The 26,914-nt window shown below is 53.6% G+C and carries 25 protein-coding genes and 1 tRNA gene; 19 read left to right on the top strand and 7 right to left on the bottom strand.

What is annotated here, in order from left to right; genetic code table 11:
* Positions 1–32 precede the first annotated feature (32 nt).
* From H663_RS32120 to H663_RS32100, 4 genes are read left to right on the top strand one after another with little or no spacing between them, the layout of a single operon-like run.
* Positions 33–1,670: a sulfatase-like hydrolase/transferase gene (locus H663_RS32120; RefSeq protein ID WP_083451296.1), complete on the top strand. Its 1,638-nt coding sequence runs from the start codon at positions 33–35 to the stop codon at positions 1,668–1,670.
* Entirely contained in the window at positions 1,667–2,344 is a 678-nt protein-coding gene (locus H663_RS32115) for a phosphatase PAP2 family protein (protein WP_053175478.1), read from the top strand. Before H663_RS32120 ends, H663_RS32115 begins: the two co-directional genes overlap by 4 nt.
* 49 nt (positions 2,345–2,393) lie before the next feature.
* On the top strand, positions 2,394–4,442 hold the full coding sequence (locus tag H663_RS32110) for an acetyl-CoA carboxylase biotin carboxylase subunit (protein WP_053175481.1): 2,049 nt from the start codon (positions 2,394–2,396) through the stop codon (positions 4,440–4,442).
* Positions 4,442–5,008, top strand: coding sequence for a VOC family protein (locus H663_RS32100; RefSeq protein WP_420844051.1), 567 nt, complete (start codon positions 4,442–4,444; stop codon positions 5,006–5,008). The genes H663_RS32110 and H663_RS32100 overlap by 1 nt, the downstream gene beginning before the upstream one ends.
* Positions 5,009–5,524: 516 nt before the next feature.
* Here the strand turns inward: H663_RS32100 and rsxB are convergent.
* The 3 genes from rsxB to H663_RS32085 all read right to left on the bottom strand — a co-directional run bounded on the left by rsxB (position 5,525) and on the right by H663_RS32085 (position 9,163).
* On the bottom strand, positions 5,525–6,214 hold the full coding sequence (gene rsxB, locus H663_RS32095) for an electron transport complex subunit RsxB (RefSeq protein WP_053175484.1): 690 nt from the start codon (positions 6,212–6,214) through the stop codon (positions 5,525–5,527).
* 5 nt (positions 6,215–6,219) lie between these two features.
* Positions 6,220–7,788, bottom strand: coding sequence for a polyhydroxyalkanoate depolymerase (locus tag H663_RS32090; RefSeq protein WP_053175487.1), 1,569 nt, complete (start codon positions 7,786–7,788; stop codon positions 6,220–6,222).
* 178 nt (positions 7,789–7,966) lie between these two features.
* Positions 7,967–9,163 (bottom strand): amino acid aminotransferase, encoded by a 1,197-nt coding sequence (locus tag H663_RS32085; protein WP_053175490.1) that lies wholly within the window; start codon positions 9,161–9,163, stop codon positions 7,967–7,969.
* Between the two features lie 151 nt (positions 9,164–9,314).
* Here H663_RS32085 and H663_RS32080 point away from each other — a divergent pair, with 151 nt between their 5' ends.
* From H663_RS32080 to H663_RS32025, 12 genes are all read left to right on the top strand, one after another.
* A complete protein-coding gene (locus H663_RS32080) occupies positions 9,315–9,554 on the top strand; it encodes a type II toxin-antitoxin system CcdA family antitoxin (RefSeq protein WP_053175493.1) in 240 nt (79 codons plus the stop codon).
* Positions 9,555–9,557: 3 nt separating this feature from the next.
* On the top strand, positions 9,558–9,872 hold the full coding sequence (locus tag H663_RS32075; RefSeq protein ID WP_053175496.1) for a CcdB family protein: 315 nt from the start codon (positions 9,558–9,560) through the stop codon (positions 9,870–9,872).
* A gap of 42 nt (positions 9,873–9,914) precedes the next feature.
* Positions 9,915–12,026, top strand: coding sequence for an excinuclease ABC subunit UvrB (gene uvrB / locus H663_RS32070; protein ID WP_053175499.1), 2,112 nt, complete (start codon positions 9,915–9,917; stop codon positions 12,024–12,026).
* 189 nt (positions 12,027–12,215) lie between these two features.
* Positions 12,216–12,752: a Fe-S cluster assembly transcriptional regulator IscR gene (gene iscR / locus H663_RS32065; RefSeq protein WP_053175501.1), complete on the top strand. Its 537-nt coding sequence runs from the start codon at positions 12,216–12,218 to the stop codon at positions 12,750–12,752.
* Positions 12,753–12,775: 23 nt separating this feature from the next.
* The gene (locus tag H663_RS32060) at positions 12,776–13,996 is read left to right on the top strand and encodes an IscS subfamily cysteine desulfurase (protein ID WP_053175504.1); all 1,221 of its coding nucleotides are present in this window, start codon (positions 12,776–12,778) and stop codon (positions 13,994–13,996) included.
* A gap of 137 nt (positions 13,997–14,133) precedes the next feature.
* On the top strand, positions 14,134–14,520 hold the full coding sequence (gene iscU, locus H663_RS32055; RefSeq protein ID WP_053175507.1) for a Fe-S cluster assembly scaffold IscU: 387 nt from the start codon (positions 14,134–14,136) through the stop codon (positions 14,518–14,520).
* Between the two features lies 1 nt (position 14,521).
* On the top strand, positions 14,522–14,845 hold the full coding sequence (gene iscA / locus H663_RS32050; RefSeq protein WP_019425275.1) for an iron-sulfur cluster assembly protein IscA: 324 nt from the start codon (positions 14,522–14,524) through the stop codon (positions 14,843–14,845).
* Between the two features lie 14 nt (positions 14,846–14,859).
* Positions 14,860–15,375 (top strand): Fe-S protein assembly co-chaperone HscB, encoded by a 516-nt coding sequence (gene hscB / locus H663_RS32045; RefSeq protein WP_205872721.1) that lies wholly within the window; start codon positions 14,860–14,862, stop codon positions 15,373–15,375.
* 57 nt (positions 15,376–15,432) lie between these two features.
* Positions 15,433–17,298, top strand: a complete 1,866-nt coding sequence (gene hscA, locus H663_RS32040) for a Fe-S protein assembly chaperone HscA (protein ID WP_053175513.1) — start codon at positions 15,433–15,435, stop codon at positions 17,296–17,298.
* Between the two features lie 14 nt (positions 17,299–17,312).
* Positions 17,313–17,651, top strand: a complete 339-nt coding sequence (gene fdx / locus H663_RS32035) for an ISC system 2Fe-2S type ferredoxin (protein ID WP_053175516.1) — start codon at positions 17,313–17,315, stop codon at positions 17,649–17,651.
* A gap of 13 nt (positions 17,652–17,664) precedes the next feature.
* Positions 17,665–18,378, top strand: coding sequence for a DNA polymerase III subunit epsilon (gene dnaQ, locus H663_RS32030; RefSeq protein ID WP_053175518.1), 714 nt, complete (start codon positions 17,665–17,667; stop codon positions 18,376–18,378).
* An 83-nt stretch (positions 18,379–18,461) separates the two neighbouring features.
* Positions 18,462–18,536: transfer RNA gene (locus H663_RS32025), tRNA-Val, on the top strand.
* 689 nt (positions 18,537–19,225) lie between these two features.
* Here H663_RS32025 and H663_RS32020 read toward each other — a convergent pair.
* The 3 genes from H663_RS32020 to H663_RS32010 all read right to left on the bottom strand — a co-directional run bounded on the left by H663_RS32020 (position 19,226) and on the right by H663_RS32010 (position 23,853).
* A complete protein-coding gene (locus H663_RS32020; protein ID WP_053175521.1) occupies positions 19,226–20,725 on the bottom strand; it encodes a hypothetical protein in 1,500 nt (499 codons plus the stop codon).
* 328 nt (positions 20,726–21,053) lie between these two features.
* A complete protein-coding gene (locus tag H663_RS32015) occupies positions 21,054–23,468 on the bottom strand; it encodes a VIT and vWA domain-containing protein (protein ID WP_053175524.1) in 2,415 nt (804 codons plus the stop codon).
* Positions 23,455–23,853 carry a MerR family transcriptional regulator gene (locus tag H663_RS32010; protein WP_053175527.1) on the bottom strand — a complete coding sequence of 133 codons (399 nt, stop codon included), beginning with the start codon at positions 23,851–23,853 and terminating at the stop codon, positions 23,455–23,457. Before H663_RS32010 ends, H663_RS32015 begins: the two co-directional genes overlap by 14 nt.
* A gap of 84 nt (positions 23,854–23,937) precedes the next feature.
* Between H663_RS32010 and H663_RS32005 the strand changes: the two genes are divergently transcribed.
* The 3 genes from H663_RS32005 (at position 23,938) to H663_RS41330 (ending at position 26,527) form a co-directional block, all read left to right on the top strand.
* Positions 23,938–24,513 carry a hypothetical protein gene (locus tag H663_RS32005; protein ID WP_053175529.1) on the top strand — a complete coding sequence of 192 codons (576 nt, stop codon included), beginning with the start codon at positions 23,938–23,940 and terminating at the stop codon, positions 24,511–24,513.
* A 126-nt stretch (positions 24,514–24,639) separates the two neighbouring features.
* Positions 24,640–26,235, top strand: coding sequence for a DUF3696 domain-containing protein (locus H663_RS32000; protein ID WP_083451298.1), 1,596 nt, complete (start codon positions 24,640–24,642; stop codon positions 26,233–26,235).
* The gene (locus H663_RS41330; RefSeq protein ID WP_133240015.1) at positions 26,228–26,527 is read left to right on the top strand and encodes a hypothetical protein; all 300 of its coding nucleotides are present in this window, start codon (positions 26,228–26,230) and stop codon (positions 26,525–26,527) included. Before H663_RS32000 ends, H663_RS41330 begins: the two co-directional genes overlap by 8 nt.
* Here the strand turns inward: H663_RS41330 and H663_RS31995 are convergent.
* The coding region (locus H663_RS31995) for a transposase (RefSeq protein WP_165803909.1) at positions 26,507–26,914 on the bottom strand (408 nt) is incomplete at its 5' end. The genes H663_RS41330 and H663_RS31995 overlap by 21 nt on opposite strands.

Below are 26,914 nucleotides of genomic sequence, written 5' to 3'. Positions count from 1 at the left end.
ATGCACACCACTGAAACTGCTGTTTTTTGGCTATGAAAATACCTCAGCGTGATTTTTCCGTTTCTGAATACAAAATATCACCTGCGGTATTTGTGTGGTGCTTTGCTTTTGTCAATGGACTGGTATTCCATTGGCCTTTATTGAACTATGTTCAATCGCAAATTGAACTGTCCAGCAGTTTGGGCATTGGCGTTCAACTGGTTTTGTTGAGTTTGTCCTGTGTTTTGATGTGGTTGTTGTTGGGGTTTTCAGGTTTGATAACGACTGGGTTGATCAAGCCCTTGGCCCTGACCATGATCGTCTGCAATGCCATTGCTTTGTATGCCATTGATACTTATCAGGTGATTCTGGACATCACCATGATGGGCAATGTCTGGAAGACCCACAGCGGTGAAGCGGGTGAATTGTTTCATCCCAAGCTGTTGGTGTATGTGTCAGCTGCGTTGCTTGTTTGTTGGCTTGTTGTGCGAAAAGTGCAGTGGCAGACACAAACGCGTTTGAAATTCCTTCTCCATTTTGTGATAGCAGGTGTTTTAGGCTTGGGCATTGTTTTCTACAACGCATCAGCTTGGCTGTGGATTGACAAAAACTCGAAGGTGGTGGGCGGCTTGCTTTTGCCTTGGTCGTATACCTTGAATTCAGTTCGCCATTTTCAAAGTCAAGAGCAAGCAAAAAGAAGTTTTGAAAAATTACCCGATTTGAGTTGGGCTGAAAAACCTGAAATGCCCATCACAGTGGTTTTGGTCATCGGGGAGTCAGCCAGGGCCAAAAATTTCCAGTTGTATGGCTATCCTCGCCAGACAAATCCAAAGCTCGTTCAGCAAGATGTGCTGGTCATGCCCAAAGCCAAGGCGTGTTCAACCTATACCCGTCGGTCTCTGGAATGTATTTTGTCGCACGATCCGACGGCAGATGATTTGAAGTTTGAAATCCTTCCCAATTATTTGCACAGATCAGGTCAGGTCGAGGTCATCTGGCGCACACGCAATTGGGGTGAGCCTGCTTTGGCTGACTTTAAAGTTTTGCGCGGTAAAGATTTATCGCAGTTGTGCAAAGGGCCAACTTGTTTGAATCCGGATCAAGATGAAGCATTGCTGGCCGGTCTGGAGCAAGACATTAGTAATTCGGAGCACGCCAGGCAGTTCATTGTTTTGCATCAGGCAGGCAGTCATGGGCCTTCATACCACAGCAAGTACCCGGCTCAATTTGCAAAATTTATGCCCGTGTGTGACTCTGTGGATTTGAAAGCTTGTAGCCCTGATTCATTGATGAATGCCTACGACAATACCATTGTCTATACCGATCATTTTTTGGATAAGTTAATAGGTGTTCTGGGGCAGAAAAAAAATAGACATATTGTCATGATGTATTTGTCAGATCACGGTGAATCTTTGGGTGAGGGAGGCTGGTATTTGCATGGTGCCCCGGAGATGGTGGCTCCAAACGAGCAAAAAGATATTCCATTTCTGGTTTGGAAATCACCATCCATGGCGAATAAACTCAGCATCAATGCCAAACGGATGGATGCCAAAAGCAATGACCATGCTGACAAATTTTTGCAAAATGGACATTTTCAGGTTTTTCACACTGTGATGGGGGTCCTAGGTGGGCGCAGCAGTGTTTATCTGCCGGACCAGGATATATTTAATCACCATCGGGAGGGGAAATGAATTCAAGCATCAAGACTGAAAATTCATTCTGGCGACAAGCATGGAATGAATGCAAAAAATCTGTGGCGATGCATCGCAAGCTTATGGTGGTGGCCTTTATGACCATCATGGTATGCGGTATTTTCCCTTCCGATATTGACAGTTACCGTGATGAAACGCCATTGCTGTCAACGAGTTCTTGGTTGGCTGATGCCACGAGCAAGCCTATTGAAAATGTGCACAGCCTTCTGGAGGAGGGTGTTCATTGGGTCGAAAATCGTGGCAGATTCATTTCGACTGCGGCGCAAGTCTTGATTCCCTTGGTGCTGAATGACAAAGTCGGTTTGGCTCAGATGTTGTATTCGGGTTTGGCAACCACCGTGACAACACATTTTCTCAAGCGCGTGAAAAATGACGTGCATATTGGTCAAACGCGCTTGGGTGAACGTCCAAATGGTGGCCACCATAATATGCCATCAGGTCATTCTTCCATGGCCGGCTCAGCATTGGGATTTATCTGGAGGCGATATGGGGCTTGGCATTTGATGTATTTGCTGCCCATTTTGATGGCCACCATGGCAACGCGTGTTTTTTTATCCGCTCATACGATTTCCGCTGTGCTTGCAGGCGCCTTTTTGGGGGTGGTGGTGACTTATGTCATGACCAGTCCCAGAAAAGTGTCGGTCGGCATGTGATTCCCAGGAACCTTATTTCAACCACCCATTGACGATTTAGAAATTCATCATGTTTACCAAAATCCTGATTGCCAACCGCGGCGAAATCGCCTGCCGTGTCATTGCCACCGCCCACAAAATGGGCATCCAAACCGTGGCCGTTTACTCCGAAGCCGACAAAGAAGCACGCCATGTGCAACTGGCGGACGAGGCCGTCTTGCTCGGCCCCGCGCCTTCGCGCGAGTCTTATCTGGTGGCTGACAAGATCATCGCGGCCGCCAAGGCCACCGGTGCCCAGGCCATTCACCCCGGCTACGGCTTCCTGAGCGAAAACACCGAATTCGCCAAGCGCTGCGAAGACGAAGGCATCGCCTTCATCGGCCCCAAGGCCCACTCGATTGCGGCCATGGGCGACAAGATCGCCTCCAAAAAATTGGCCAATGAAGCCAAGGTCAACACCATCCCCGGCTACAACGAGGCCATCGACACCGCCGAGCAGGCCGTTGAGATCGCCAAGGGCATTGGCTACCCCGTCATGATCAAGGCTTCGGCCGGTGGCGGCGGCAAGGGCCTGCGCGTGGCTTTCAACGACAAGGAAGCTTTTGAAGGCTTCACGTCTTGCCGGAATGAAGCGCGCAACAGCTTTGGTGACGATCGTGTGTTCATCGAAAAATACGTGCTCGAGCCCCGCCACATCGAGATCCAGATCCTGGGTGACAGCCACGGCAATGTGCTGTACCTGAACGAGCGCGAGTGCTCGATCCAGCGCCGCCACCAGAAGGTGATCGAAGAAGCCCCGTCGCCCTTCATCTCAGACGCCACCCGCAAAGCCATGGGCGAGCAGGCCGTGGCCCTGGCCAAAGCGGTGAAGTACCAGTCTGCCGGGACGGTCGAGTTCGTGGTCGGCAAGGACCAGGATTTCTACTTCCTCGAGATGAACACCCGCCTGCAGGTCGAGCACCCAGTCACCGAGTGCATCACTGGCCTGGACCTGGTCGAGCAGATGATCCGCGTGGCCGCTGGTGAGAAGCTGGCCTTTGGCCAGGCCGACGTCAAGCGCGACGGCTGGGCCATCGAGTGCCGCATCAACGCCGAAGATCCCTTCCGCAACTTCCTGCCCTCCACGGGTCGTTTGGTGCGTTTCCAGACGCCCAAGCAAAGCATGTTCCAGGGCAACACCAGCGCATTGCAGGGCGTGCGTGTGGACACCGGCGTGCAGGACGGTGGCGAAATCCCGATGTTCTACGACTCGATGATCGCCAAGCTCATCGTGCACGGCAAAGACCGCAATGAGGCCATCGCCAAGATGCGTGAAGCCTTGAACGGTTTCGTCATTCGTGGCATCAGCTCCAACATCCCCTTCCAGGCCGCTTTGCTGGCCCATCCCAAGTTCGTGACGGGGCAGTTCAACACCGGCTTCATTGCCGAGCACTACGCTCACGGTTTCCGAGCCGAAGACGTGCCGCACGACGACCACGACTTTTTGGCCGCCTTGGCCGCATTTGTGCGCCGCAAGTCGCGCGAACGCGCTGCGGGCTTGAGTGGTCAGTTGCCCGGTTACGACGTCAAGGTCGGTCAGGACTACACCGTGGTCGAGCTCGGCCATGGCGGCAACAACCGCTATGTGCAGGTGCATGTGGACGAGTTCGTGGGCAAGTCCGGGGTGGCGCAGATCACCGTGGACGGCAAGACCTACGCGATCGAGAGCAATTCGCGCCTGAACGACATCCGCATCGAAGGCACTTGCAACGGCAAGCCTTTCACCGCGCAGATCGAACGCGGCACCGTCAAAAACCCGCTGGCCCTGCAAGTGCAGCACAACGGCACGCGCATCGAGGCGCTGGTGATGTCGCCCCGCATGGCCCAGTTGCACAAGCTCATGCCGTTCAAGGCACCACCAGACCTCAGCCGCTATGTGATTTCGCCCATGCCTGGCCTCTTGGTCGAGGTGTCGGTGCAGCCCGGCCAGAAGGTGCAAGCGGGTGAACGCGTGGCCGTGATCGAAGCCATGAAGATGGAAAACGTGCTGTTTGCCGCGCAAGACGGCGTGGTGAAGAAAGTGGTCGCTGCCAAAGGCGAATCGCTCACGGTGGACCAGATGATTGTGGAGTTCGAATAATGAGCACCGCAGGACCGCTCCAAGGCGCGAAGGCCCCCTCGGGGGGCAGTGAAGCACACGAAGTGGCGAGCGTGGGGGCCAATGATCAACGCCCCTTCAAAGTGCTGGGCGTCCAGCAAATCGCCATCGGCGGGCCTGACAAGGCCCGCCTGCAAAAACTCTGGGTCGACATGTTCGGCCTGGAAGTGACCGGCACCTTCAAAAGCGAACGCGAGAACGTGGACGAAGACATCTGCGCCATCGGCACTGGCCCCTTCAAGGTCGAAGTCGACCTGATGCAGCCGCTGGACCCCGAGAAAAAGCCCGCTGTACACACCACGCCCCTGAACCACATCGGCTTGTGGATCGACGATCTGCCGGTGGCTGTGGCGTGGCTCACGTCGCAAGGCGTGCGCTTTGCGCCTGGGGGCATCCGCAAGGGCGCAGCCGGTTTTGACATCACGTTTTTGCACCCCAAGGCGAACGAAGAGTTCCCAATTGGCGGCGAGGGCGTGTTGATCGAGTTGGTGCAAGCCCCTGAAGAAGTGGTCAAGGCGTTTGCAGCTTTGGCTGCGGCTTCGCATTGAAATCAGCAGCCGTCGGGGTCTTCGACCACCGACCTACGAGGAATTTTGTGCGTCGGCACTCGCAGAATCCGACATGCGAGCTGATTTGTAGGTCGGCACTCGAAGAGTCCGACGTTCTTGGATCGACCGCTGCTGCTATTTCGGACGATGTAGGTTGGCAGCAGCCGTCGGGGTCTTCGACCACCGACCTACGATGGAGTTTGTAGGTCGGCACTCGAAGAGTCCGACGTTCTTGGATCGACCGCTGCGGCCACTTCAGTCGATGTGGATTGGCAAGCAGCCGGCGGGGTCTTCGACCACCAACCTACGATGGAGTTTGTAGGTCGGCACTCGCAGAGTCCGACGTTCTTGGATCGCCCGCTGCGTCCATTTCGTGCGATGTGGGTTTGCAAGCAGCCGTCGGGGTCTTCGACCACCAACCTACGAGGAATTTTGTGCGTCGACACTTGCAGAGTCCGACATGCGAGGTGATTTGTAGGTAGGCACTCGCAGAGTCCGACGTTCTTCAAAAGTCCGTCAGGCTGCGCTCTGGCGGGCTTTTGCTTTGGCCAGTGCCGCTTCGATGATGGCGCGCTTGCGGTCCACCTCGGGGGCGTTATCTGTGCCCTTGGTGTGGGCGGCCAGATCGGCCAGCTTGTGTTCAGCTTTGGCCTGAAGCTGGCTTTGATGGACCGCGTCTTCGCGCAGCAGGCGTAGCTGGCGAGCCTCAAAACGCGTGCGGGCCGTGGAGGCCTCTTGCGCGGACCATGCGGTCCAGCCGGTGCGGGTGTCGGTCACGTTTTCCAGGTGTATGCAGTCCACAGGGCACACCGGGATGCACAGCTCGCATCCGGTACACCACGGCTCAATCACCGTGTGCATGAGCTTGTTGGCGCCCAAAACCGCATCGGTCGGGCAGGCCTTGATGCACAGGGTGCAACCGATGCACCAGGCTTCGTCGATGATGGCCACATGGCGTGGGCCTTCGGTGCCGTGTTCAGGGTTGAGGGGCAATGTGGGCAGGCCGGTCAATGCAGACAGCCGTTCGATCCCCTCTTGTCCCCCGGGTGGGCACTGGTTGATGGCCGCTTGCCCTTCGGCCATGGCCCGGGCATAGCTGGCGCAGTCAGGAAAGCCGCAACGCGTGCACTGCGTCTGGGGCAGGGCATCGTTGATCAATAAGAAAAGCGCCTGGGTTTCAGGCGCTGTTCGGGGCAAGTTGGGCATGGGCCTCAGGCTTTTTTCTTGGCGGCAACCCAGGTCGTTTTCACGCCTGTCTCGGGCTTGGTCGCGGCCACTGCCTTGGTGAGGGCAGCTTTCGCTTTGACCGGTGCGGCCTTTGTCGTGATGGCTTTGCTTGCACTGGCTGCAGCCTGAGCCGCAGGTTTTGCAGCAGGTTTCACAGCCACTTTGGATGTTGCAGGCACTTTTTTTGCCAAAACAGGGGTTTTGGCTTTGACTGGCGTGGCTTTGGCTTGTGCAGGGCTTGTGACTGCGTCGGCCTTTGTAGCGCTCACAGCGGCTTGCGCTTTGGCTTGTGTTTCGCGACTTTGGATGAATTTCACCACTTGTGGGTAAACCACCGAGCGCCAGCGGCTGCCGCTGAAAATGCCATAGTGGCCTGCACCCGGCACATCCAGGTGTAGACGATCATTGGCGGCCACCCCCGTGCACATGTCTTGTGCAGCGCGTGTCTGGCCTGAGCCGGAAATGTCATCCAACTCGCCTTCCACGGTCATCAAGGCGGTGCCTTGGATGTCTTGCGGGCGAACGCGCTCGACTTTGCCGTCCACGCCCTTGACGTCCCAAGTGCCGTTGACCAGTTTGAAGTCCTGGAACACGGTCCGGATGGTCTCCAGGTAGTAATCAGCGTCCATATCGAGCACGGCGTTGTACTCGTCGTAGAACTTGCGATGGGCTTCAGCGCTGGCGTCGTCACCCTTGATCAGATCCTTGAAGTAGTCGTAGTGGCTGTTGGCGTGGCGGTCGGGGTTCATGGCCACAAAGCCGGTGTACTGCAAAAATCCGGGGTACACGCGCCGACCTGCGCCCGGGAAGTTGGCTGGCACGCGGTAGATCACATTGTTCTCGAACCACTCAAAGCTCTTGTTGGTGGCCAGGTTGTTCACCGATGTCGGCGACTTGCGCGCATCGATGGGGCCGCCCATCATGGTCATGGTCAATGGGGTTTTTTCGCCACGACTGGCCATGAGCGAAACCGCCGCCAAAACGGGTACGGTCGGTTGGCACACGCTCACGATGTGGCAGTTGCCATAAATCGACTGCAGGTGGCGGATGAATTCCTGCACGTAGTTGATGTAGTCGTCCAGGTGGAATTCGCCTTCAGACAGAGGCACCAGACGAGCATTTTTCCAGTCGGTGATGTAGACCTTGTGGTCTTGCAGCATGGTGCGCACGGTGTCGCGCAGCAAGGTGGCGTAGTGACCCGACAGGGGGGCGACGATCAGCACCGCGGGCTGGCCCTTGAGTTGGGTCAGGGTTTCGGGATCGTCCGAAAAACGCTTGAAACGGCGCAGTTCGCAAAAGGGTTTGTCAATTTCAATGCGCTCGTGGATAGCGACGTCGGTTTGGTTGACTTTGACGGTTCTGATGCCGAATTCTGGTTTTTCGTAGTCTTTGCCCAGGCGGTGCATCAGGGCGTAACCGGCGGACACACGTTGTGCCAAAGGGGTCTGCGAAATGGGGCTGAGCGGGTTGCTGTAGAGCTTGGCTGCGGCCTGCGCCAGATCGGAAAAGGGTTCCATGATCGAGCGCTGAGTTTCGAAGATCTGGTAGAGCATGTGACGTTGTCCCTTGCGGCAGAGCCGATAAATGGTGCGGTGCAGCAATCGTACAGGAGTTGAGGAGGTATTTTTTGAGTGGGGTCCCTAATTGCCAGTCACCTTATGGACCGTCCAAAAAGAAACCGCCCCGTCAGGGGCGATTGCAAGCAGCGCGTCAGTATTGATAGGTGTCAGTTTAGACGACTTTGGCAATTGCTGCGCACACGTAGTCAATATTCTTGCTGTTGAGTGCCGCCACGCACATGCGGCCGGTGTCCGTGCCATACACGCCAAACTCGCTGCGCAGGCGAACCATTTGGTCTTTGGTCAGGCCAGAGTAGCTGAACATGCCGATCTGGCTGGTGATGAAGCCCATGTCCTGCTGTACGCCTGCGGCTTTGAGGCCGTCGACCAGCTTTTGGCGCATGGCTTTGATGCGCACGCGCATTTCGGCCAGCTCCTGCTCCCACTGGGCACGCAGTTCAGGGTTGTTCAGTACCGCTGCCACCACCGCGCCACCGTGGATGGGCGGGTTGGAGTAGTTGGTGCGAATAGCGATCTTGAGTTGTGACAGCACGCGGGAGGCTTCTTCTTTGTCAGAAGCGACCACCGACAAGGCACCCACACGCTCGCCATACAGGCTGAAGCTCTTGGAAAACGAGGTCGATACAAAGATGTTCAGGCCCGCAGCCACAAACTTGCCGATCACCGCGCCGTCTTCGGCGATGCCGTGGCCAAAGCCTTGGTAAGCCATGTCCAGAAATGCCGTCAGGCCCTTGTCCTTGACCACGGCAATCACTTGGTCCCACTGGTCATCGGTGATGTCGTAGCCGGTGGGGTTGTGGCAGCAGGCGTGCAGCACCACGATGGTGCCGGGCTCTGCCGCGTTCAGGCTGGTCAGCATGCCTTCAAAGTTAACGCCACGCTTGGCCGCGTCGTAATAGGCATAGCTGTCGACTTCAAAACCCGCGTTCACAAAGATGGCGCGGTGGTTTTCCCAACTGGGGTCCGAGATCAGCACTTTGGCCTTGGGGCTGACTTTTTTCAGGAAGTCCGCACCGATTTTCAAGCCGCCCGTGCCGCCAATGGCCTGCACGGTGGAGACGCGGCCTGACTTGACCACGTCGGAGTCCGCGCCAAACACCAGCGCCTTGACCGCGTTGTCATAGGCCACGATGCCGTCGATGGGCAGGTAGCCACGGGCTGTGGGGGTGGCCATCATGGTTTTTTCAGCGGCCTGCACACATTGCAGCAGGGGCAGTTTGCCGTTGTCGTCGAAGTACACGCCCACGCCCAGATTCACCTTGTTGGGGTTGTTGTCGGCATTGAATTGTTCATTCAGACCCAGGATCGGGTCGCGGGGGGCCATTTCGACGGCGGAAAACAGAGACATGAAGGTTTCCTGTAAAGCAAGGTGGGCGCAAGACGCGAAGGCCCTAATTTTACAGGTCCGAAGCCAGCTGGAAGCGCCTTGTCCGCATACGATTCCAGTTCATGGAAATTATTTTACGCATAAAATATGCGCATCTTTGATGGAGTTTTGCATGTTGCGCTTTGAAGATGCCCCCAAAAAACCGGCCAACCTGTCGCTCAATGCCGAGGTGCTGGCCATGGCGCGGGAATTGGGCATGAACGTGTCTAAAACCGTGGACGCCTTGCTGACCGAAGAAGTCAAGCGCCAGTACTGGGCTCGCTGGCAGGCGCAAAACCAGGACGCCATCGCCAGTTACAACGCCCGCATTGAGCAAGAGGGCTTGCCTCTAGATGCTTTTCGAAGTTTCTGAACCATGGCCCAATTCGATGTCTATGTCCACCCCGACGCGCGCATTCGTGAGCGCACGCCGTATTTGCTGGATGTGCAAAACACCTTTCTGGATCGCATTGCGACCCGCGTGGTTATTCCTTTGCGCAGTGCCGAATTTGCCCCTTTGCCCATGCGGGACCTCAACCCTGTTTGCACGGTAGAAGGTCAAGCGATGGTGCTGGACACGGCTGCTTTGGCAGCAGTGCCTTTGCGTTGGCTGGGAGAACCGCTTTTGAATTTGCGGGCTGACTCACCCCAGGTGGTTAATGCGCTGGATATTTTGTTTGGCGGGTATTGAGTTTGCTGTCGCCTTCATCAGAAACATCAACTTCGAGTTCCCATGTCTGAAATCATTCCTCTCGCAGAGGTGCCTGCTGCTGCCCCCTCAGGCCAGTTTGTCAGCTACCCCGGCTCGCCGTTCGAGCTGTTTCAGCCTTACCCGCCCGCAGGCGACCAGCCCACGGCCATCGCTCAGTTGGTCGAAGGCGTGCACGACGGAGAGGTGTTCCAGACCTTGCTGGGTGTGACCGGTTCGGGCAAGACCTTCACCATGGCCAACGTCATCGCCCAGTTGGGGCGGCCAGCCATTGTGTTTGCACCCAACAAGACGCTGGCGGCGCAGCTCTACAGCGAATTTCGTGAGTTCTTTCCCAAAAACGCTGTCGAGTATTTCGTCAGTTACTACGACTATTACCAGCCAGAGGCTTATGTGCCTCAGCGCGACCTGTTCATCGAGAAAGACTCTGCGATCAACGAGCACATCGAGCAGATGCGGCTGTCTTGCACCAAAAGCATCATGGAGCGTCGCGATGTGGTGATCGTGGCCACCGTGTCGGCCATCTACGGTATCGGTGAGCCCGAGAGCTACCACCGCATGATCATGACGCTGCGCACGGGCGACAAGCTGGGCCAGCGCGACGTGATCGCGCAGCTGATCCGCATGCAGTACCAGCGCAATGACATGGAATTTTCACGCGGTAAGTTCCGGGTACGCGGCGACACCATCGACGTGTTCCCGGCAGAACACTCCGAGCTGGCCATCCGCATTGAGTTGTTCGACGACGAGATCGAGAGCCTGCAGCTGTTTGACCCGCTCACCGGACGCATCCGCCAGAAGATTCCGCGTTTCACGGTGTACCCGTCCAGCCACTATGTGACGCCGCGTGACAAGGTGCTGGCGGCCGTGGAGACCATCAAGCTGGAGTTGGCCCAACGCCTCAAAGAACTGGTGGGCATGGGCAAGCTGGTGGAAGCCCAGCGGCTGGAGCAGCGTACCCGGTTTGACCTCGAAATGCTGTCCGAAGTGGGCCACTGCAAAGGCATTGAAAACTACACCCGCCATTTGTCGGGCGCAGCGCCTGGCGACCCGCCCAGCACGCTCACCGATTACATGCCGCCTGACGCCATCATGTTTCTGGACGAGAGCCACCAGATGATCGGCCAGCTCAACGCCATGTACAACGGCGACAAGGCGCGCAAGACCACGCTGGTCGAATACGGCTTTCGGCTGCCCAGTGCACTGGACAACCGTCCGCTCAAGTTCGAAGAGTTTGAAAAGCGCATGCGCCAGTGCATCTTCGTCTCGGCCACACCGGCCGACTACGAAAAAACCCATGCAGGCAAGGTGGTCGAGCAGGTGGTGCGCCCCACAGGCCTGGTGGACCCGCAGGTCGAGGTGCGCCCCGCCACCCACCAGGTGGACGATGTGCTGCAGGAAATCCGCATCCGGGTGGACAAAAACGAGCGAGTGCTGATCACCACGCTCACCAAACGCATGGCCGAGCAGCTGACCGATTACCTGAGCGACAACGGCGTGAAAGTGCGCTACCTGCACAGCGACGTGGATACGGTGGAGCGGGTCGAGATCTTGCGCGATCTGCGCCTGGGCGCGTTCGATGTGCTGGTGGGCATCAACCTGCTGCGCGAGGGCTTGGACATTCCCGAGGTGTCGCTGGTGGCGATTTTGGACGCGGACAAGGAGGGCTTTTTGCGGGCCGAGCGCAGCCTGATCCAGACCATTGGCCGCGCAGCGCGAAACCTGAACGGCCGCGCCATTTTGTACGCCGACCGCATCACCGAGTCTATGAAAAAAGCCATGGGCGAGACCGAGCGCAGGCGCACCAAGCAATTGGCGCACAACGAAGCGATGGGCATCACGCCCAAGAGCATTGTCAAAAAAGTCAAAGACCTCATCGACGGCGTTTACAGCGAAAAATCGGGCAAGGAAGCCGAGCGCCTGGAGCAGGCTGCTTTGCAAAAGGCCCAGGTCGAGGACATGAGCGAGAAGGACATCGCCAAGGCCATCAAGCAGCTTGAAAAACAAATGATGGAACACGCCCGCAATCTGGAATTTGAGAAAGCGGCACAGGTGCGTGACCGTTTGGGCATCTTGAAGGAACAGGCTTTTGGTGCCACAGGAGGCGACAACATCGTGCCTTTGATCCGGGCCTGATGTCGGGGTCTTCGACCACCGACCTGCGAAATACGGTCATCTTGTAGGTCGGCACTCGCAGAGTCCGACGTTTTTCAATGGTGATAACCCGAGTGATTTAATCGGGATTGCGCTATACTTGACTCGTTTAGTCGGGAACCTGCTTGACCTGTTTCTGAGCTGAGCACCCCCACACTTCTGGAGCCTGCCATGCGCCTCACCACCAAAGGCCGTTTCGCCGTCACCGCCATGATCGATCTGGCTTTGCGCCAAGACGCAGGCCCCGTGACTTTGGCAGCGATCAGCCAACGCCAGCAGATTTCCCTGTCTTACCTCGAGCAGCTGTTTGGCAAGCTGCGCCGCCACAACCTGGTCGAGTCCACCCGTGGCCCCGGGGGCGGTTACACCTTGGGTCGCAAAGCCGCAGACATCACCGTGGCCGACATCATCTTGTCGGTCGATGAGCCGATTGACGCCACCCATTGCGGTGGCAAAGAGAACTGCAACGGTGGGGAAGGCCGCTGCATGACGCACGACCTGTGGGCCTCGCTCAATTCCAAAATGGTCGAGTTTCTCGACTCTGTCTCCCTCCAAAAGCTGGTGGAAGACCAGCTTTCCAAAGGGCTGGTGATCGAATCCAAGCCCAACATCAAACGGGCGATTTCGCCTATGCCTGTGGTCAAACCCATTCGCGTGACCGGCCCGAATTCGGTGTTCGATCTGGGCAATGTGTTTGCCAAATCCTGATTTTTTTCGAGAGAAGTACCGCCATGGACACCACCCCACACCTGCCGATTTACTTGGACTACGGCGCGACCACGCCTTGCGACCCCCGTGTGGTGGACGCCATGATCCCCTGGTTGCGCGAGCACTTTGGCAACCCCGCATCCCGCAGCCACGCTTGGGGCTGGGAAGCCGAAGCCGCCGTTGAAAAAGCTCGTGAAGACGTGGCCGCCCTGATCGGTGCCGACCCCCGTGAAATCGTCTGGACCAGCGGCGCGACCGAATCGAACAACTTGGCCATCAAGGGCGCAGCGCACTTTTACAAATCACGCGGCAAGCACCTGATCACCGTCAAGACCGAACACAAAGCCGTGCTCGACACCATGCGCGAGCTGGAGCGTCAGGGCTTTGAAGTCAGCTATCTGGACGTGCAGGAAGACGGCATGCTCAGCATGGACGTGCTCAAGGCCGCCATTCGCCCCGACACCATCCTGATCAGCGTGATGTTCGTGAACAACGAAATCGGCGTGATTCAGGACATCCCCGGCATTGGCGCGCTGTGCCGCGAAAAAGGCATCATCTTCCATGTGGATGCTGCGCAAGCCACCGGAAAAGTGGCGATTGACATGGCCACGCTGCCGGTTGACCTGATGAGCCTGGCCTCGCACAAGACCTATGGCCCCAAAGGCATTGGCGCTTTGTATGTGCGCCGCAAACCCCGCGTGCGCTTGGAAGCACAGATGCACGGCGGTGGCCACGAGCGCGGCATGCGCTCAGGCACATTGCCCACCCACCAGTGCGTGGGCATGGGCGAGGCCTTCCGCTTGGCCCGTCTGGAGATGGACCAGGACAACGCCAAGGCCCGCGCCTTGCACGACCGCCTGATCAATGGTCTGAAAGACATGGAACAGGTGTTTTTGAACGGCCACGCCTCGCAGCGCGTGCCGCACAACATCAACATGAGCTTCAACTTCGTCGAAGGCGAATCGCTCATCATGGGCATCAAGGGACTGGCGGTGTCGTCCGGATCGGCCTGCACCTCGGCCAGCCTGGAGCCCAGCTATGTGTTGCGCGCCTTGGGCCGCAGCGACGAGCTGGCCCACAGCAGCTTGCGCATGACGATTGGCCGCTGGACCACCGAAGCCGAAATCGACGAAGCGATTGCCACCATCCGCCTGAACGTGGCCAAGCTGCGCGAACTCAGCCCCTTGTGGGAAATGTACAAGGACGGTATCGATCTGAGCACCATTCAATGGGCAGCGCATTGAACGTTTGACGTTGAAAGTTAAGCGGGTAGTTTCTGAAAACGCTAAACGCTCAACGCTCAACGCCCAACGCCCAACGCTCAACGCCCAACGCTCAACGCCAAGCGCAAAAGCACAACTAAACAAAACAGGAGTTCAACATGGCATATTCTGAAAAAGTGGTTGACCACTATGAAAATCCCCGCAACGTCGGCTCGTTCGACAAGGGTGACGAAGACGTGGGCACCGGCATGGTCGGCGCACCGGCTTGTGGCGATGTGATGAAGTTGCAGATCAAGGTCAACCCGACAACCGGTGTGATCGAAGATGCCCGCTTCAAGACCTACGGCTGCGGCTCGGCCATCGCGTCGAGCTCGCTGGTGACCGAATGGGTCAAGGGCAAGACGCTGGACGAAGCGGCGGCCTTGAAGAACAGCCAGATCGCTGAAGAACTGGCGTTGCCACCCGTCAAAATCCACTGCTCCATCTTGGCCGAAGACGCCATCAAGGCGGCAGTGGACGACTACAAAAAGAAACACCTGAACTGACATGGCCATCTCACTGTCTGCTGCCGCAGCTCGGCATGTGACCCGCTACTTGGCCAAACGCGGCTCGGGTGTCGGTGTGCGCTTGGGGGTCAAGACCACAGGTTGCTCGGGCCTGGCCTATAAGCTCGAGTATGTGGACGAGATCGCGCCGGAAGACGTGGTCTTTGAAGGCCACGGCGTCAAGGTGCTGGTGGACCCCAAAAGCCTGGCCTACATCGACGGCACCGAACTCGACTTTGTGCGCGAAGGCCTGAACGAGGGGTTCCGCTTCAACAACCCCAACGAACGTGACCGCTGCGGTTGCGGTGAATCTTTCCGCGTGTGAGTCCTGAGCTTGTGATCTCGCTACAAGCCAACGACTTCGAGCTGTTTGATGTGCCCATGCAGTACGCACAGGACCGCGCACAGCTTGACGCTCGCTGGAAAGCCTTGCAGCGCGAAGCCCACCCCGACCGATTCGCCGCCGAAGGTGCCGCTGCACAGCGCGTGGCCATGCAGTGGTCAGTGCGCATCAACGAGGCCTATCAACGCCTGAAAGACCCGCTCAAGCGCGCGGCTTATTTGTGCGAGATGCAAGGTGCACCCGTGCAGGCCGAAAACAACACGGCCATGCCCGCTGCGTTCCTGATGCAGCAAATGGAATGGCGCGAAAGCCTGGAAGACACCGACAGTGTGAAAGGCCTCGAAGCCCTGGCCGACGAGGTGGCAGCCGAGCAGCGCCGTGTGCAGCAAGGGCTGGCCCAGTTGCTCGATGTGGCCAAAGACCCCGCGCAAGCCGTGGGGCAAGTGAGGGCGCTCATGTTCATTGAGCGCTTCACCCAAGAAGTGAACGCTAAACTCGACCGATTGACTTGACCCTCGGGTCGCAACGCCTCATGCAGGTGGGCGACTTGACACCACCTTTGATTGAACATGGCCTTATTGCAGATTTCCGAACCGGGCCAGTCGCCCGACCCTCACCAGCGTCGCATTGCCGTGGGCATTGACCTGGGCACCACGCATTCGCTGGTGGCTTCGGTTCGAAACGGCGTGGCCGAATGTTTGCCCGATGACGATGGCCGAGTGATCTTGCCTTCGGTCGTGCGCTTCTTGCCAGGGCAGGGGCGACAAATTGGTTTTGATGCCGTGCAATCTGCTGCCAGCGATCCGGTCAACACCATCGCCTCGGTCAAGCGCTTCATGGGGCGCGGTTTGCAAGACATTGTGGACCGCAGCAAGCTGCCCTATGAGTTCACGGCCAGTGAACAGGGCATGCTCAGCATCCAGACCGTGCAAGGTCCCAAATCACCTGTGGAGGTGAGCGCCGAAATTTTGGCCACCCTGCGTTACCGCGCCGAAGACACCTTCAACGACGACCTGTACGGCGCCGTGATCACCGTGCCCGCCTACTTTGACGACGCCCAGCGCCAAGCCACCAAAGACGCGGCTCAACTGGCGGGCCTGAACGTGCTGCGCCTGATCAATGAGCCCACAGCGGCCGCCATCGCCTATGGCCTGGACAACGCCAGCGAAGGTGTTTATGCCGTGTTTGATTTGGGCGGCGGCACGTTCGACATTTCAATCTTGCGCCTGACGCAAGGCGTGTTTGAGGTCTTGTCCACCGGCGGTGACTCCGCCTTGGGTGGTGACGATTACGACCAAGCCCTGGCCGATGTCGCCATGGCACGTCAGCCCGCATTGCAGGCTTCAACAGCCGAAGACAAAACACGCCTTAAGGCAGCAGCCCGTGCTGCCAAAGAAGCATTGACGAGCGCGGATACGGTCAGCCTGAATGTGGCGCTGTCGACAGGGGCCTTGTCGTCGCCCATCAGCCGTGCAGATTTCGATCAAGCCACCCAAGCCCTGACGGCCCGTTGCATCACCGCCGTGCGTAAGGCCTTGCGTGATGCGCAGCTGGCCAAAGAAAACGTTCAAGGCGTCGTCATGGTGGGGGGCTCCACCCGCATGCCGCAAATCCAGCAAGCCGTGGCCGACTTTTTTGGCCAGGCCCCGCTGAACAACCTCAACCCCGACGAAGTCGTGGCACTGGGCGCGGCCATTCAGGCCAACCAACTGGCGGGCAACAACGCTGCAGGCGAGTTGCTGCTGCTCGATGTGATCCCGCTGTCCCTGGGCATCGAGACCATGGGCGGTTTGGTGGAGCGCATCATCCCGCGCAACCAGACCATCCCCACCGCCATGGCGCAAGACTTCACCACCTACCAGGACGGCCAGACGGCCCTCGCGCTGCATGTGGTGCAGGGCGAGCGCGACCTGGTGCAAGACTGCCGCAGCCTGGCCCGCTTTGAGCTGCGCGGCATCCCGCCCATGGCCGCAGGCGCAGCCCGTATTCGCGTGACCTTCACGGTCGATGCCGATGGCCTGCTCAGCGTGGGCGCCAAAGAACAAATCAGCGGTGTGGAAGCGCGCATCGACGTCAAGCCTTCGTATGGCCTGAGCGATGATCAAATCGCCACCATGCTGCAAGAGAGCTTCACGACCGCGCAAGCCGACATGAAGGCTCGCGCCTTGGTCGAGGCGCGAGTGGACGCCGACCGCATGCTGCTGGCCACGCGCAGCGCCTTGGCGGCCGACGGCGATTTGCTGCAAGCGCCCGAGCGCAGCGCCATCGACGCACTCATGGCCACACTGCAAGCCGCTGTGCAAACCGAGCAAGACGCCCAAGCGCTGGAAGACTGCACCCAGGCGCTGGCCAAGGGCACCGAAGCCTTTGCGGCCGAGCGCATGAACCACAGCATTAAGAAAGCCCTGGCTGGTCAAAATATCCAGTCGATGTAATCCAAAATACCGCCATGCCCGTCATCAAAATCCTGCCCCACGCCGAATACTGTCCCAACGGTGCGGAAATCACCGCGCCTGCGGGCACCAGCATCTGCGAAGCCCTGCTGGACAATCACATCAATATTGAACACGCCTGCGACATGAGCGCGGCTTGCACCACCTGCCATGTGGTGGTGCGCGAAGGCTTCAAGACGCTCAATGAGATGGAAGAAACCGAGGAGGACCTGCTCGACCGCGCCTGGGGCCTGGAGCCCAACTCGCGTCTGAGTTGCCAGGCCTTTGTGGCCAAAAGCGATTTGGTGATCGAGATCCCCCGCTACACCATCAACCACGCCAAAGAGCTGCACTGAGCGAAGGCGAACAATGCGTCAAATCGTTCTGGACACGGAAACCACGGGCTTGTCGGCCGAAGGTGGCGACCGCATCATTGAGTTGGGCTGTGTGGAGCTGTATGCCCGCAAACTCACGGGCAACAACCTGCATTTCTATTTCAATCCCGAGCGCGACAGCCACGAAGACGCGCTCAAAGTGCACGGTATCAGCAACGAGTTTTTGCGTGACAAACCCAAGTTTGCCGAGCTGACGGAAGACATCCTGAATTACCTGGCTGATGCCGAGCTCATCATCCACAACGCAGCGTTTGACATCGGCTTTCTGAACAAGGAGCTTGAACGCGTCGGTAAAAAGCCGTTGAAGGCCTACGTCAGTGGTGTGATCGACACCCTGGCCATGGCCAAGGAAATGTTCCCTGGCAAACGCAACAGCCTCGACTCGCTGTGCGACCGCCTCGAAGTCGACAACTCCGGGCGCACCTTGCACGGCGCTTTGCTCGATGCCGAGTTGCTGGCCGACGTTTACATCAATATGACGCGGGGCCAAGAGGCCTTGCTGATGGATGTGGGGGATGCCATCTCCAACGATGCTCAGCAAGTGATGGTTCAAGTTGACTTGACCACCTTTGTATTGCCCGTGTTGCCCGCCAATGCCCAAGAACTGGCGGCGCATGATGAGGTGCTGACGCAGTTGGACAAGTCCAGTGGGGGTAAAACTGTTTGGCGTCAAATGGCCTCTGTCTGAAAATTGCTTCAAAATTTTCAGACAAGCCCCAAAGAGCCTCAATTTTCATGCCATAATTGAGGTCTTCGCTGCAATGCAGTGAGGGGCGATTAGCTCAGCGGTAGAGCACTGCATTCACACTGCAGGGGTCACATGTTCGATCCATGTATCGCCCACCAAAAATACCCAATGAAATCAAGCGCTTAGAGGGAACTCTAAGCGCTTTTTTTGTTGGTTCAAAGTAGTATGGTCGGGGTTTACTACTTCTCATAGATTTTTCTGTGTCTTTTCATAGATTTAGGAACAGTCAAACTACCCTAATTCAATCTGTTGTCAGTGACACCAAGATGGTGTCAATGCGGCATTGCTTTTCGCCTCTTCGCTGACACTGCTAGCGCTGTGCTCAACTTGAAAAAAACGCTACGTTTGTTTTGAAATTAGTCCAGCTACTCAGCCCAGCGAGCCCAAGAAAAAACGCGCTGTAGGGCTTTTTTGAGCGCCGCAAGGTTGCCTTATGCAAAGAGCACTGCCATCAGCCGCAGACTTTGCGTGCAAACAGACGCTAGAGGCTGGTTGCGTTAACTTCAGGAAGTTATGAGCGCTGAGTGGGTACAAGAAAGGCCTCGGTCCTTGTTGTTGCGAGCGCTGAGGACTTGATTCGCTTTTTAGGCTGTATAAGTCAAAACTTACTGGGGCAGATCCCTAACAGGTCATCCTGCGTATACCCAAAAATGAGTTTATTGTTGAGTTGAAATTGATGATGCCAAGATATAAGTTGCTTTCTCTAATCGTCCAAGATCTGTTAATGGGTGAAAATTCTATACTTTTTATTGAATTCTATAATCAACCTGTTAAAATAATTAAAAAATCAATTCCAAGTTAATTTAACGGTTCCATTTGATGTGGTTGCGGCTATCTCAAGTTCGAGAAAGCTAATTAAATTTTCGAATGAATCCCACTCCATATCGCAGAATATTTCCCTGCCAGATGGCAGCTCTATTAATAATGCATCATCTTCAGAAAAAATTTTCATCTTGGCCATATATTTGCCATCTCCGGCAAGTTCATCAAGATATTTTGTGAATTCTAATTTAAATTTTTGTCCTGCAGCTGATCTAAGCCATTGAATATCGTAACCTAATCTATCAACTTCAGGGTATAAAGATGTTTTAGAAAGGTCATCAATTTTTACAAATGGACAATGCATATATTGCCCATTATTAAATTGCAAATATTGACTATTTGATATATTAAACATTTTATTTAAATTGTTAATTGAGGCATAAATTCGATCTATAATTCTAGAGACATCTTCCCCGGTTAGTTCAGTGAAGAGGGCTCTATTTTGGGATTTAGATGATCCATCCAAAATGCGTTGATATTCTGAAAATCTTTCCGTTAATTCCGGGGCGCTAATATGCTTTTCAAAGGAATCATAAATATTCGCTCCTCCTGCAATCGCAAATGCAGACATGAATTTACCTCCTTCGTCAGGTTGTGTAATTCGATAGAATATATTCATTTCTCTTAAAACAAATCGTGCAACTGCCAGCTTGTAATGCCGACTGGCAACTAACTCAGTAAAGTTGACACCTTCAGATGGAGCTCCATCGTAATTAATCAAATAAACTGATGTGGGTGAATTCAATAGAGACCAATATCGATTCCTAAAAGTTTCAATGCGTGGACTTAAAGTGTCAGCTAAATTCATTATCTCCTGTATGTCTCTATCTTCACTAATTTTTAACTTATTTATTTCAAATTCTTTTTGTTGATTTTTTACACTTGATCTCAATTTGGCGGAATAGTTAGCATGAGCGGAGTTTTCAAATTTAATTGCTTCGCGTTGAAAATTATTTCGCCATGTTTTGTTGAAAAAAAGTTCCTGATCTTTGTAATTTTGTAATGCTGACTCAATTTCAAATGATATTAATGGGGCTTTTATTTCGGCGTATGTTCGCAGTGTTGCGAAACGATTTTTCAAAACAATTATTTCTTTATGAAGAGTTGTAAGGTTGTTATTTAAATTTGCTATATCAATGTAGTTAAATCTTAAATTTAAAAATTTGCGTGCAGTGGTTAGCTCTTCGTCTGAGCAAGGGTTGTAGTAAATAAAATCCTCTTTATTCCAAGCGGAGAGCAAGCCTGGAGCAAGCCATTTAATTAGTCTCTTTTTCTCAGCCTGTCGCCTTTTCTCTTCACTCCTTTCTCGCTCCTTTCGAGCGATCTCAATTGCCTCTAAGCGAGCTGCTTTTTCTGCTAATCGTTCAGCCTTAATACGTTCGGCTTCCTTGGCCTTTTCGGCAATCTTCAAACGGTCTAAATTTATAGACTGTGATTTCTTCTTTAACTGAGAGGCCAATGTCATAGAAGGATTCTGAGGAGAGGTGTTGTCAAGTGAATCTGATGAGGGTGACGCAAGATGTTAAGCCATCATGAATGCTTGTGGGAAGCTTTGAGCAGCAAGCTTTTATGAAACAAAGTGACCTAGATGTGGCGGCGTTGATCTTGAGCGCGTCGCTGTCTGCAATCGCTTATATGCCCTTATCAACTTTGACTCTTTACTCCCATGGCCGTGGCCAGCGTTTGCTCTGCAGTTCACCAACGTTCATCTCACTTTGTAGTGGGCCGGCGTAGAAGCGGTCAATCATCACCGGGCTTGTTCTGGCGTTGCGTGCCAGGGTCAGCGCAGCATCTTATTTCAATTCAGAAAGTTCTGCGTAAATCGCCTTTTGTAAATCGCTGTCAATCGGCGACAGGAAGTCTCTCAATATCCTTTCTGCATGCCGATCGAGTTCGACGGATAGGTTTTCCGCTGCCCAGTTGATGAAAATCGCCCAGATCGGCGCACCAGAGCCTGCTGTCTTCATGTGCTTGGTGATAAGCCATTCCATGTAATTGGCTTGGTTAGTACGAAGGCAAGCGGCAAGGGCAGATCGGAATCTCGTGTGCGTCAGAGCTATCTGGTTGAAGCTGGTCAGTAATTCATGAATTGGGTTGTTTGCGTTGGTCTTATTGGTCAGGATTGCCTTCAGTTCATCTGATGTGCCCTGCGGCTTTTTGACTGTGTGCGTACTTTGCGGCGGTTTATTGGGGGTACTGACGATGTCCTTGAATTTTTGGACGAATGTTTTGACGGGCTTTGAATCGGAGGACGACTCTTGTTTCCTGAGAAACGCCGGTATCTCAATGTCATCCATGCCTGCGTTTTCCATCCCATCAACTCGGGCGGCAGCATGGGTCCTATTGGAACGCCACATGGCCGGAACAGACTGGCTCATGTTTATATGGGATTCAGCTATGAATGGTGCGTTGTCACAGCCAGATCGCAAGACTTGAAGCGAAGGGGCTTTTCTTCTATACGCAGCAACTCCGTTACCACTCCATCCGGCAGCCAGCATAGGCTTCACCTGGTGTAATTCCGGCGAGTTGTTTGCTTTTTCGTTTTCAGCTCTTTCGTGAACAAGAATTAAATTGGTTTCGCTGGTGACCAATTGATATTCGACAGCGAGACGCTCTCGCTCTTTGGCTTCAGTTATGTCGTTCAGGCGCAAGGCGACTGCGATGCGTGAGAGGTCTAGGCTGTTGTCCCAAACGACAGGGCAGGGCGTTGGACTGCCGTTGGGATAAATGGTCTGGACTATCTTCAGCCCATCCATCAAGGCGTCATGCGTTTGTACTTGCATCCTAGACATCAAGGCCTGACCAGCTGCTGCATGACCCGCTGTCTTGGATTGCCAGACGATGGGTGCCTCGCAAGTCACTTCTTGTTCGATGGCCTGCGTTTGCCGAATACGGTGAAGGAGACGCTCCACGGCTTTTTGCATGTTTTCACGGGGTGTAACCATTTCACAAGCGCCGCCAGTCACATCTGCCATGTCTTTGAGCAGGCTTTCTGACGGAGCCGAGCCCACGCCAACGGCATAGATACGTTGCCCAGAGGCACGAACTCTGGCGATGGTTTCTTCAATGTTCCAAACCTCACCGTCGGTGATCAGCAAAATCACCGCGTTTTGGGATTCTTCCGGGGATCCACTTTCAATGGCGATGACCTCTTTCAGCGCGTCATCAATCTCTGTGCCGCCCAGATCAGCATTCAGCCGACGCGACGCTGCTTTTAGCAGTTGTCGGTGAATCAATGTGCATGGTTTCAGTTCTGGGTGTTCATGCTCGACGCTGCTGCCAAACCTGGTGAAGGAAACTTGGTCCGTATTGTTCAGTTGTCCGAACAACCAGTTGAGGCAGTCTCTGGCTTGCTCGATGCTGTCTCCCTGCATAGAGCCGGAGCAATCGACCAGCACTTTGATTAAGACTGGGTGATTTTTTTCAGAGCTTTCCGGACGGTACATAGCGCCAGTCAGCACTGTAGCCTCACCAGGGCGAACAGGATCTTGTGCTGCGACGGCAAAGTTCATGTCACCAAGCCGGTCAATGACCAATACAAAGTCCCGATCCAACCAAGCTGCACCTTCTAACTTGAAGGCGCACTGATTGTCTTGACGGTTAACTTGGATTTCATGACTTGGGCTGTAAACCGTGCCTTTGCTCAGATTTTCAGACAACTCAAGGCTCAGAAATAGCCGCTGCTCAGCTTGTGGATCTGCGTCTACTTGTTGGTGCGGCTTTAAGCCCGCCGCTGAAGCATCGCCGTACCTTGGCGCTACGGTCGTGGGCAAGCTGAATCGAATCGTCCCATCTTCAGATTTCAGTATTTGGGCGTAGTCAATTTCAATGACCACTTCATCCCCCGTCTGGATGTTGCCGATGTTGGCTGTGTACAAGTCCTTACCAGAGCGCTCCAGCATGACGGGCAAGTCACCGCTGTCGATCGCTGCTTCGTATTGAGCCTCTGCCACTTTCTTAGGTTTGACTGTTCCTGCAAGGCTTTTGCCATTCAGCTCTACCCGCATGCCGAGCAGCACGCTTTGCCAACCCAAAGGGAAGGTGTAAACGCATTCGACGTTGTCATCTGACCAGTTCTTGTAGACCTGGCGAATCTTGATCTGGGCCACTAAGCCATTGAGGCGTCCTGTCACATGGGCCGATACCAACCCAATGTTGGCTTCCATGTCCTGGGTGTGCAGTCCAATATGTTTTTTATTCGCTTGCATTGATTTCTTCCCAGGTGGTGAGGACGGACCGGACAAATAGACGGAGTTTTTCAGGCGAGAGACCCGCGATTTGCGGTTCTAAGTGCAGTTCAACGCCGGGGGCGATGAACACCTTGCTGATGACAGAGATGTCACCCGCAGTCTTTGGAAGGGGCGGGGGCGTTGTGATTCCGTTGATCAGTTGCTTGATTCGTTCCAGCGGCATGCCCTGATCGGCCATGGCGCGAACCTGCAGCACTTGGTCCAGGTGCTTTTGGGTGTACCGGGCATGTTTTCGATCGCCTTCATGTCGGTCAACCAAGCCGAGTTGGATGTAATAGCGGATCGTTCTCAGCGGCAAATCGGTCAGCGCGCTGAGTTGGTCCAGGGTGAAAGTGGTGTCCATGTTTTTATCATACAGTAAAACTGTAAAATAGAACTGTCATTTAAAAGCCACCAAGCTTGTACGTACCTGAGCCACAATCAAACCATGGCAAATCCAACCGCAAAAACCATCTATTACCTGCCGGGCTATGGCGGTCAACTGGGTACAGGGCTGGGCAGGGCATTGATGGATCGAGGGTTTGATGTGGCTGGTCGTGAAACACGAGGCGACTTTCGTTCATTGCCGTTTGATGAACAAATCGCGACTGTGGGCCAAGACCTCAAAGACCACTTTTGGCATGACGAGGCCCGAGTGATCTGCAACTCCTTTGGTGCATATCTTTTCTTGCACGCTCAAACTCAGATGCCATCTTTTCCAGGGCGAGTGCTGCTGTTGTCGCCTATCGTGGGGGAGTTTGCAAATGCTCAGGCTCGCACCAGTTTTTCTCCACCAAGGCCGACAAGACTAAAAGAGCTGGCTGAGGCAGGTCTGTTGCCCATACCCCATGTGTGTGAGATTCATGTCGGAGAAGATGACTGGCAAAGCATTCCTGCCAACGTTCAAGCTTTAGGACAACTTACTGGCATCTCGGTCACCGTAGTGCTTGGTAGTGGTCATGACTTGGGTGTAAATTACGTCGGTTCCTTGCTGAAAAAATGGTTGAATCTTGATTTAACTTAAAATCAAAAAATGTTCATGATAATTTAAACAGCTACTTTTTAAAATTTTGTAATTGTATTTTTCAACCTTTGGCGCATAAAATCATATACCGATATTTATGTGTCATGTCAATAAATGAATTAAAAAATGAAACAACTTGAGCCAATCAGAATTAATAAAATCGCACTGGAAAATTTTCAAGCATTCAGTGAGAGAATTGAAATTTCGATTAAACCATTGACATTTTTATTTGGACCAAATTCATCTGGTAAAAGTGGTATTTTAGATTCTCTCAGAATGGTTTCGGCAGTATTTGGCGAAGATGATAAAGTTGTTGATAATAACTTTCGGAAATGGGCTCATATCAAAAGACAAATTGATATTGACGCTAAATCTAAAATTGAGCCAATGACCATTGAGGTGGGATTTAGTGCGTGGGAATTTCTAATTGGTGGCAGACATTTGCTAGGATTAACTGAGAGTTTGCCATCCGAGTATTGGGCTTCTAATGGACTGAAAGAAATGTTAGCTGACTCTGAAGGCCCTTATGACGTGAAAATTGAATTTATACCTTCAAATTTTCAAGGAATTGATGGCGGATATGAGAGCACAAGTTTACTTAATAATGTAGATATTACAATCAGTGCAAATGGACTGAAGTTGCTGAAGCTGTTTACTCCAGAGGATGATGATAACCATGTAATAGAATTTTTCCCTGTTGCATTTGGATCTATGTTTACTGAACTTTCCAGTAGGCACAATGTAAATCCTTTTTACAAAATAACTTGCTTTTCTTACAGTACATCTGATGGAATAAAATTGCTCAGCATAGGTGATAACGAGCCGTATGAAAGGGATTTGTTGGCTATAGCTAACCATATTTTTCGTTGCTTTTCAGATGTAAATTTTTTACCAAGTAACGTCTCCTCAGATAGGAGTACGATAAAAAATCAAGAATTATCTTGCATTCTTGGCCAGGGTGTTTTTTCTAACGCTGGAATTCAAAGAAATTTTTTAAATGCACCTATTGAATGTGTTGGTGGACTTAATCAATATTCCTCTGAATTAATTCTTGAAATTTGCAAATCCAAATTCAATCAAATTATTGATTTAAGATCTGAAGGTAAGGTGGTGGAGGCAGAACGTGAATATTTGCATGATTTTATTAATAGAAATTTATCGCAGCACTTGTTTATAGATCAAGGTTACCAAATTGGATTTGATGTTTGTGAGATTAAGCCTCCGATTAATAAGTCAGAGGAAAATAAATTTACGGCATTAATTGTTGTTTATTTGGTAGATAATTCTGGACGAAAATTAACTTTTAATGAGGTTGGTACGGGGATTAGCTGTGTTTTGCCGGTTATATGTGCAATGCATGACTCGCAAAGTTTTATTCATCAGCCGGAACTACATCTGCACCCAGCATTGCAATCGGCTTTGGGTGATATTTTTGTTGAGCAAGCAAATAGTGAAAATCCTGGGCGTTACTTTATTGAAACGCACAGTGATTATCTTTTGCTAAGGTGTTTGCGTAGGATACGAGAAACATCCAACGGTAAATATCCGACGGATTCAAAATTGAAACTTCGACCGGAAGATATTTCAATTTTATATTTCGAACCTCAATTTGATGGGTCAACTAAGGTTAAAAAAATTCGAGCCAGTACTCAAGGGGACTTTATTGATCGTTGGCCAAGAGGATTCTTTGAGGAAAGAGGAAAGGATTTATTCGATGAATGATATTTATGGAGTTGATCCTAAGGCGCCTTCAAATCTTGCCGAACTAAGTGCTTTGGTAAGATTATTTTCGCCCTCGGAGGGGCGATTTATTTCTGACTTTCCAATGGGTTGGAGTGAAGAATTGCGTAATCATATGAAGTCAATATCTGATGGACTTTCATTCGCATCTGTAGAGGCTTGGATACGATTGGGTAAACACGCCTTACTTCCCGCAAGTCAACAATATAAATCGAATTTAACGGCTCCTCGTCGTTTAGTGTGGAACTTGACATCAAAGGCAGCGGTGGATTAGCACGTTGCTCTTGGGCACAGCCCGCTCCAGCGGGTTGCTTGGCAAATGCTTGAGCTTGGACATCCGCAAATACGCAATGGCGATAAAGTTTCTTGCAGTTCTAAAGCCACGCGCGGCGCGTTTAGCCTGTTGGAGCAAACCATTCATGGCCTCCACATAAGCATTGCTGCGGTTGTCCAGCATGCCGCGCACCACACCGTCCAAGCGCTGCTTTAACGTGCGGGCCAACTTCTTAAAGGGTGCCAGACGACAGCGCGTGGCCCAACTCAGCCACGCCTTCAATTCAGACTTGGCTTGTGTCGCGTTGTTGTGCCTGGCCGCATTGGCATAAACCGTACGCAGCGCCATCTTCAGCCGCCACGCGCGGGCACTCCTCAAGGTCGAATG

Origin of the sequence: Limnohabitans planktonicus II-D5 (assembly GCF_001270065.2) — a bacterium.
GTDB classification, from domain to species: domain Bacteria; phylum Pseudomonadota; class Gammaproteobacteria; order Burkholderiales; family Burkholderiaceae_C; genus Limnohabitans_A; species Limnohabitans_A planktonicus.
This window is presented reverse-complemented; position numbering and strand designations above follow the sequence as displayed.

Bases quoted from the DNA above. Each gene is read 5' to 3' on its own strand.
- H663_RS32120 (WP_083451296.1), top strand. From the start codon at position 33: ATGAAAATACCTCAGCGTGATTTTTCCGTTTCTGAATACAAAATATCA.
- H663_RS32115 (WP_053175478.1), top strand. From the start codon at position 1,667: ATGAATTCAAGCATCAAGACTGAAAATTCATTCTGGCGACAAGCATGG.
- H663_RS32110 (WP_053175481.1), top strand. From the start codon at position 2,394: ATGTTTACCAAAATCCTGATTGCCAACCGCGGCGAAATCGCCTGCCGT.
- H663_RS32100 (WP_420844051.1), top strand. From the start codon at position 4,442: ATGAGCACCGCAGGACCGCTCCAAGGCGCGAAGGCCCCCTCGGGGGGC.
- rsxB (WP_053175484.1), bottom strand. From the start codon at position 6,214: ATGCCCAACTTGCCCCGAACAGCGCCTGAAACCCAGGCGCTTTTCTTA.
- H663_RS32090 (WP_053175487.1), bottom strand. From the start codon at position 7,788: ATGCTCTACCAGATCTTCGAAACTCAGCGCTCGATCATGGAACCCTTT.
- H663_RS32085 (WP_053175490.1), bottom strand. From the start codon at position 9,163: ATGTCTCTGTTTTCCGCCGTCGAAATGGCCCCCCGCGACCCGATCCTG.
- H663_RS32080 (WP_053175493.1), top strand. From the start codon at position 9,315: ATGTTGCGCTTTGAAGATGCCCCCAAAAAACCGGCCAACCTGTCGCTC.
- H663_RS32075 (WP_053175496.1), top strand. From the start codon at position 9,558: ATGGCCCAATTCGATGTCTATGTCCACCCCGACGCGCGCATTCGTGAG.
- uvrB (WP_053175499.1), top strand. From the start codon at position 9,915: ATGTCTGAAATCATTCCTCTCGCAGAGGTGCCTGCTGCTGCCCCCTCA.
- iscR (WP_053175501.1), top strand. From the start codon at position 12,216: ATGCGCCTCACCACCAAAGGCCGTTTCGCCGTCACCGCCATGATCGAT.
- H663_RS32060 (WP_053175504.1), top strand. From the start codon at position 12,776: ATGGACACCACCCCACACCTGCCGATTTACTTGGACTACGGCGCGACC.
- iscU (WP_053175507.1), top strand. From the start codon at position 14,134: ATGGCATATTCTGAAAAAGTGGTTGACCACTATGAAAATCCCCGCAAC.
- iscA (WP_019425275.1), top strand. From the start codon at position 14,522: ATGGCCATCTCACTGTCTGCTGCCGCAGCTCGGCATGTGACCCGCTAC.
- hscA (WP_053175513.1), top strand. From the start codon at position 15,433: ATGGCCTTATTGCAGATTTCCGAACCGGGCCAGTCGCCCGACCCTCAC.
- fdx (WP_053175516.1), top strand. From the start codon at position 17,313: ATGCCCGTCATCAAAATCCTGCCCCACGCCGAATACTGTCCCAACGGT.
- dnaQ (WP_053175518.1), top strand. From the start codon at position 17,665: ATGCGTCAAATCGTTCTGGACACGGAAACCACGGGCTTGTCGGCCGAA.
- H663_RS32020 (WP_053175521.1), bottom strand. From the start codon at position 20,725: ATGACATTGGCCTCTCAGTTAAAGAAGAAATCACAGTCTATAAATTTA.
- H663_RS32015 (WP_053175524.1), bottom strand. From the start codon at position 23,468: ATGCAAGCGAATAAAAAACATATTGGACTGCACACCCAGGACATGGAA.
- H663_RS32010 (WP_053175527.1), bottom strand. From the start codon at position 23,853: ATGGACACCACTTTCACCCTGGACCAACTCAGCGCGCTGACCGATTTG.
- H663_RS32005 (WP_053175529.1), top strand. From the start codon at position 23,938: ATGGCAAATCCAACCGCAAAAACCATCTATTACCTGCCGGGCTATGGC.
- H663_RS32000 (WP_083451298.1), top strand. From the start codon at position 24,640: ATGAAACAACTTGAGCCAATCAGAATTAATAAAATCGCACTGGAAAAT.
- H663_RS41330 (WP_133240015.1), top strand. From the start codon at position 26,228: ATGAATGATATTTATGGAGTTGATCCTAAGGCGCCTTCAAATCTTGCC.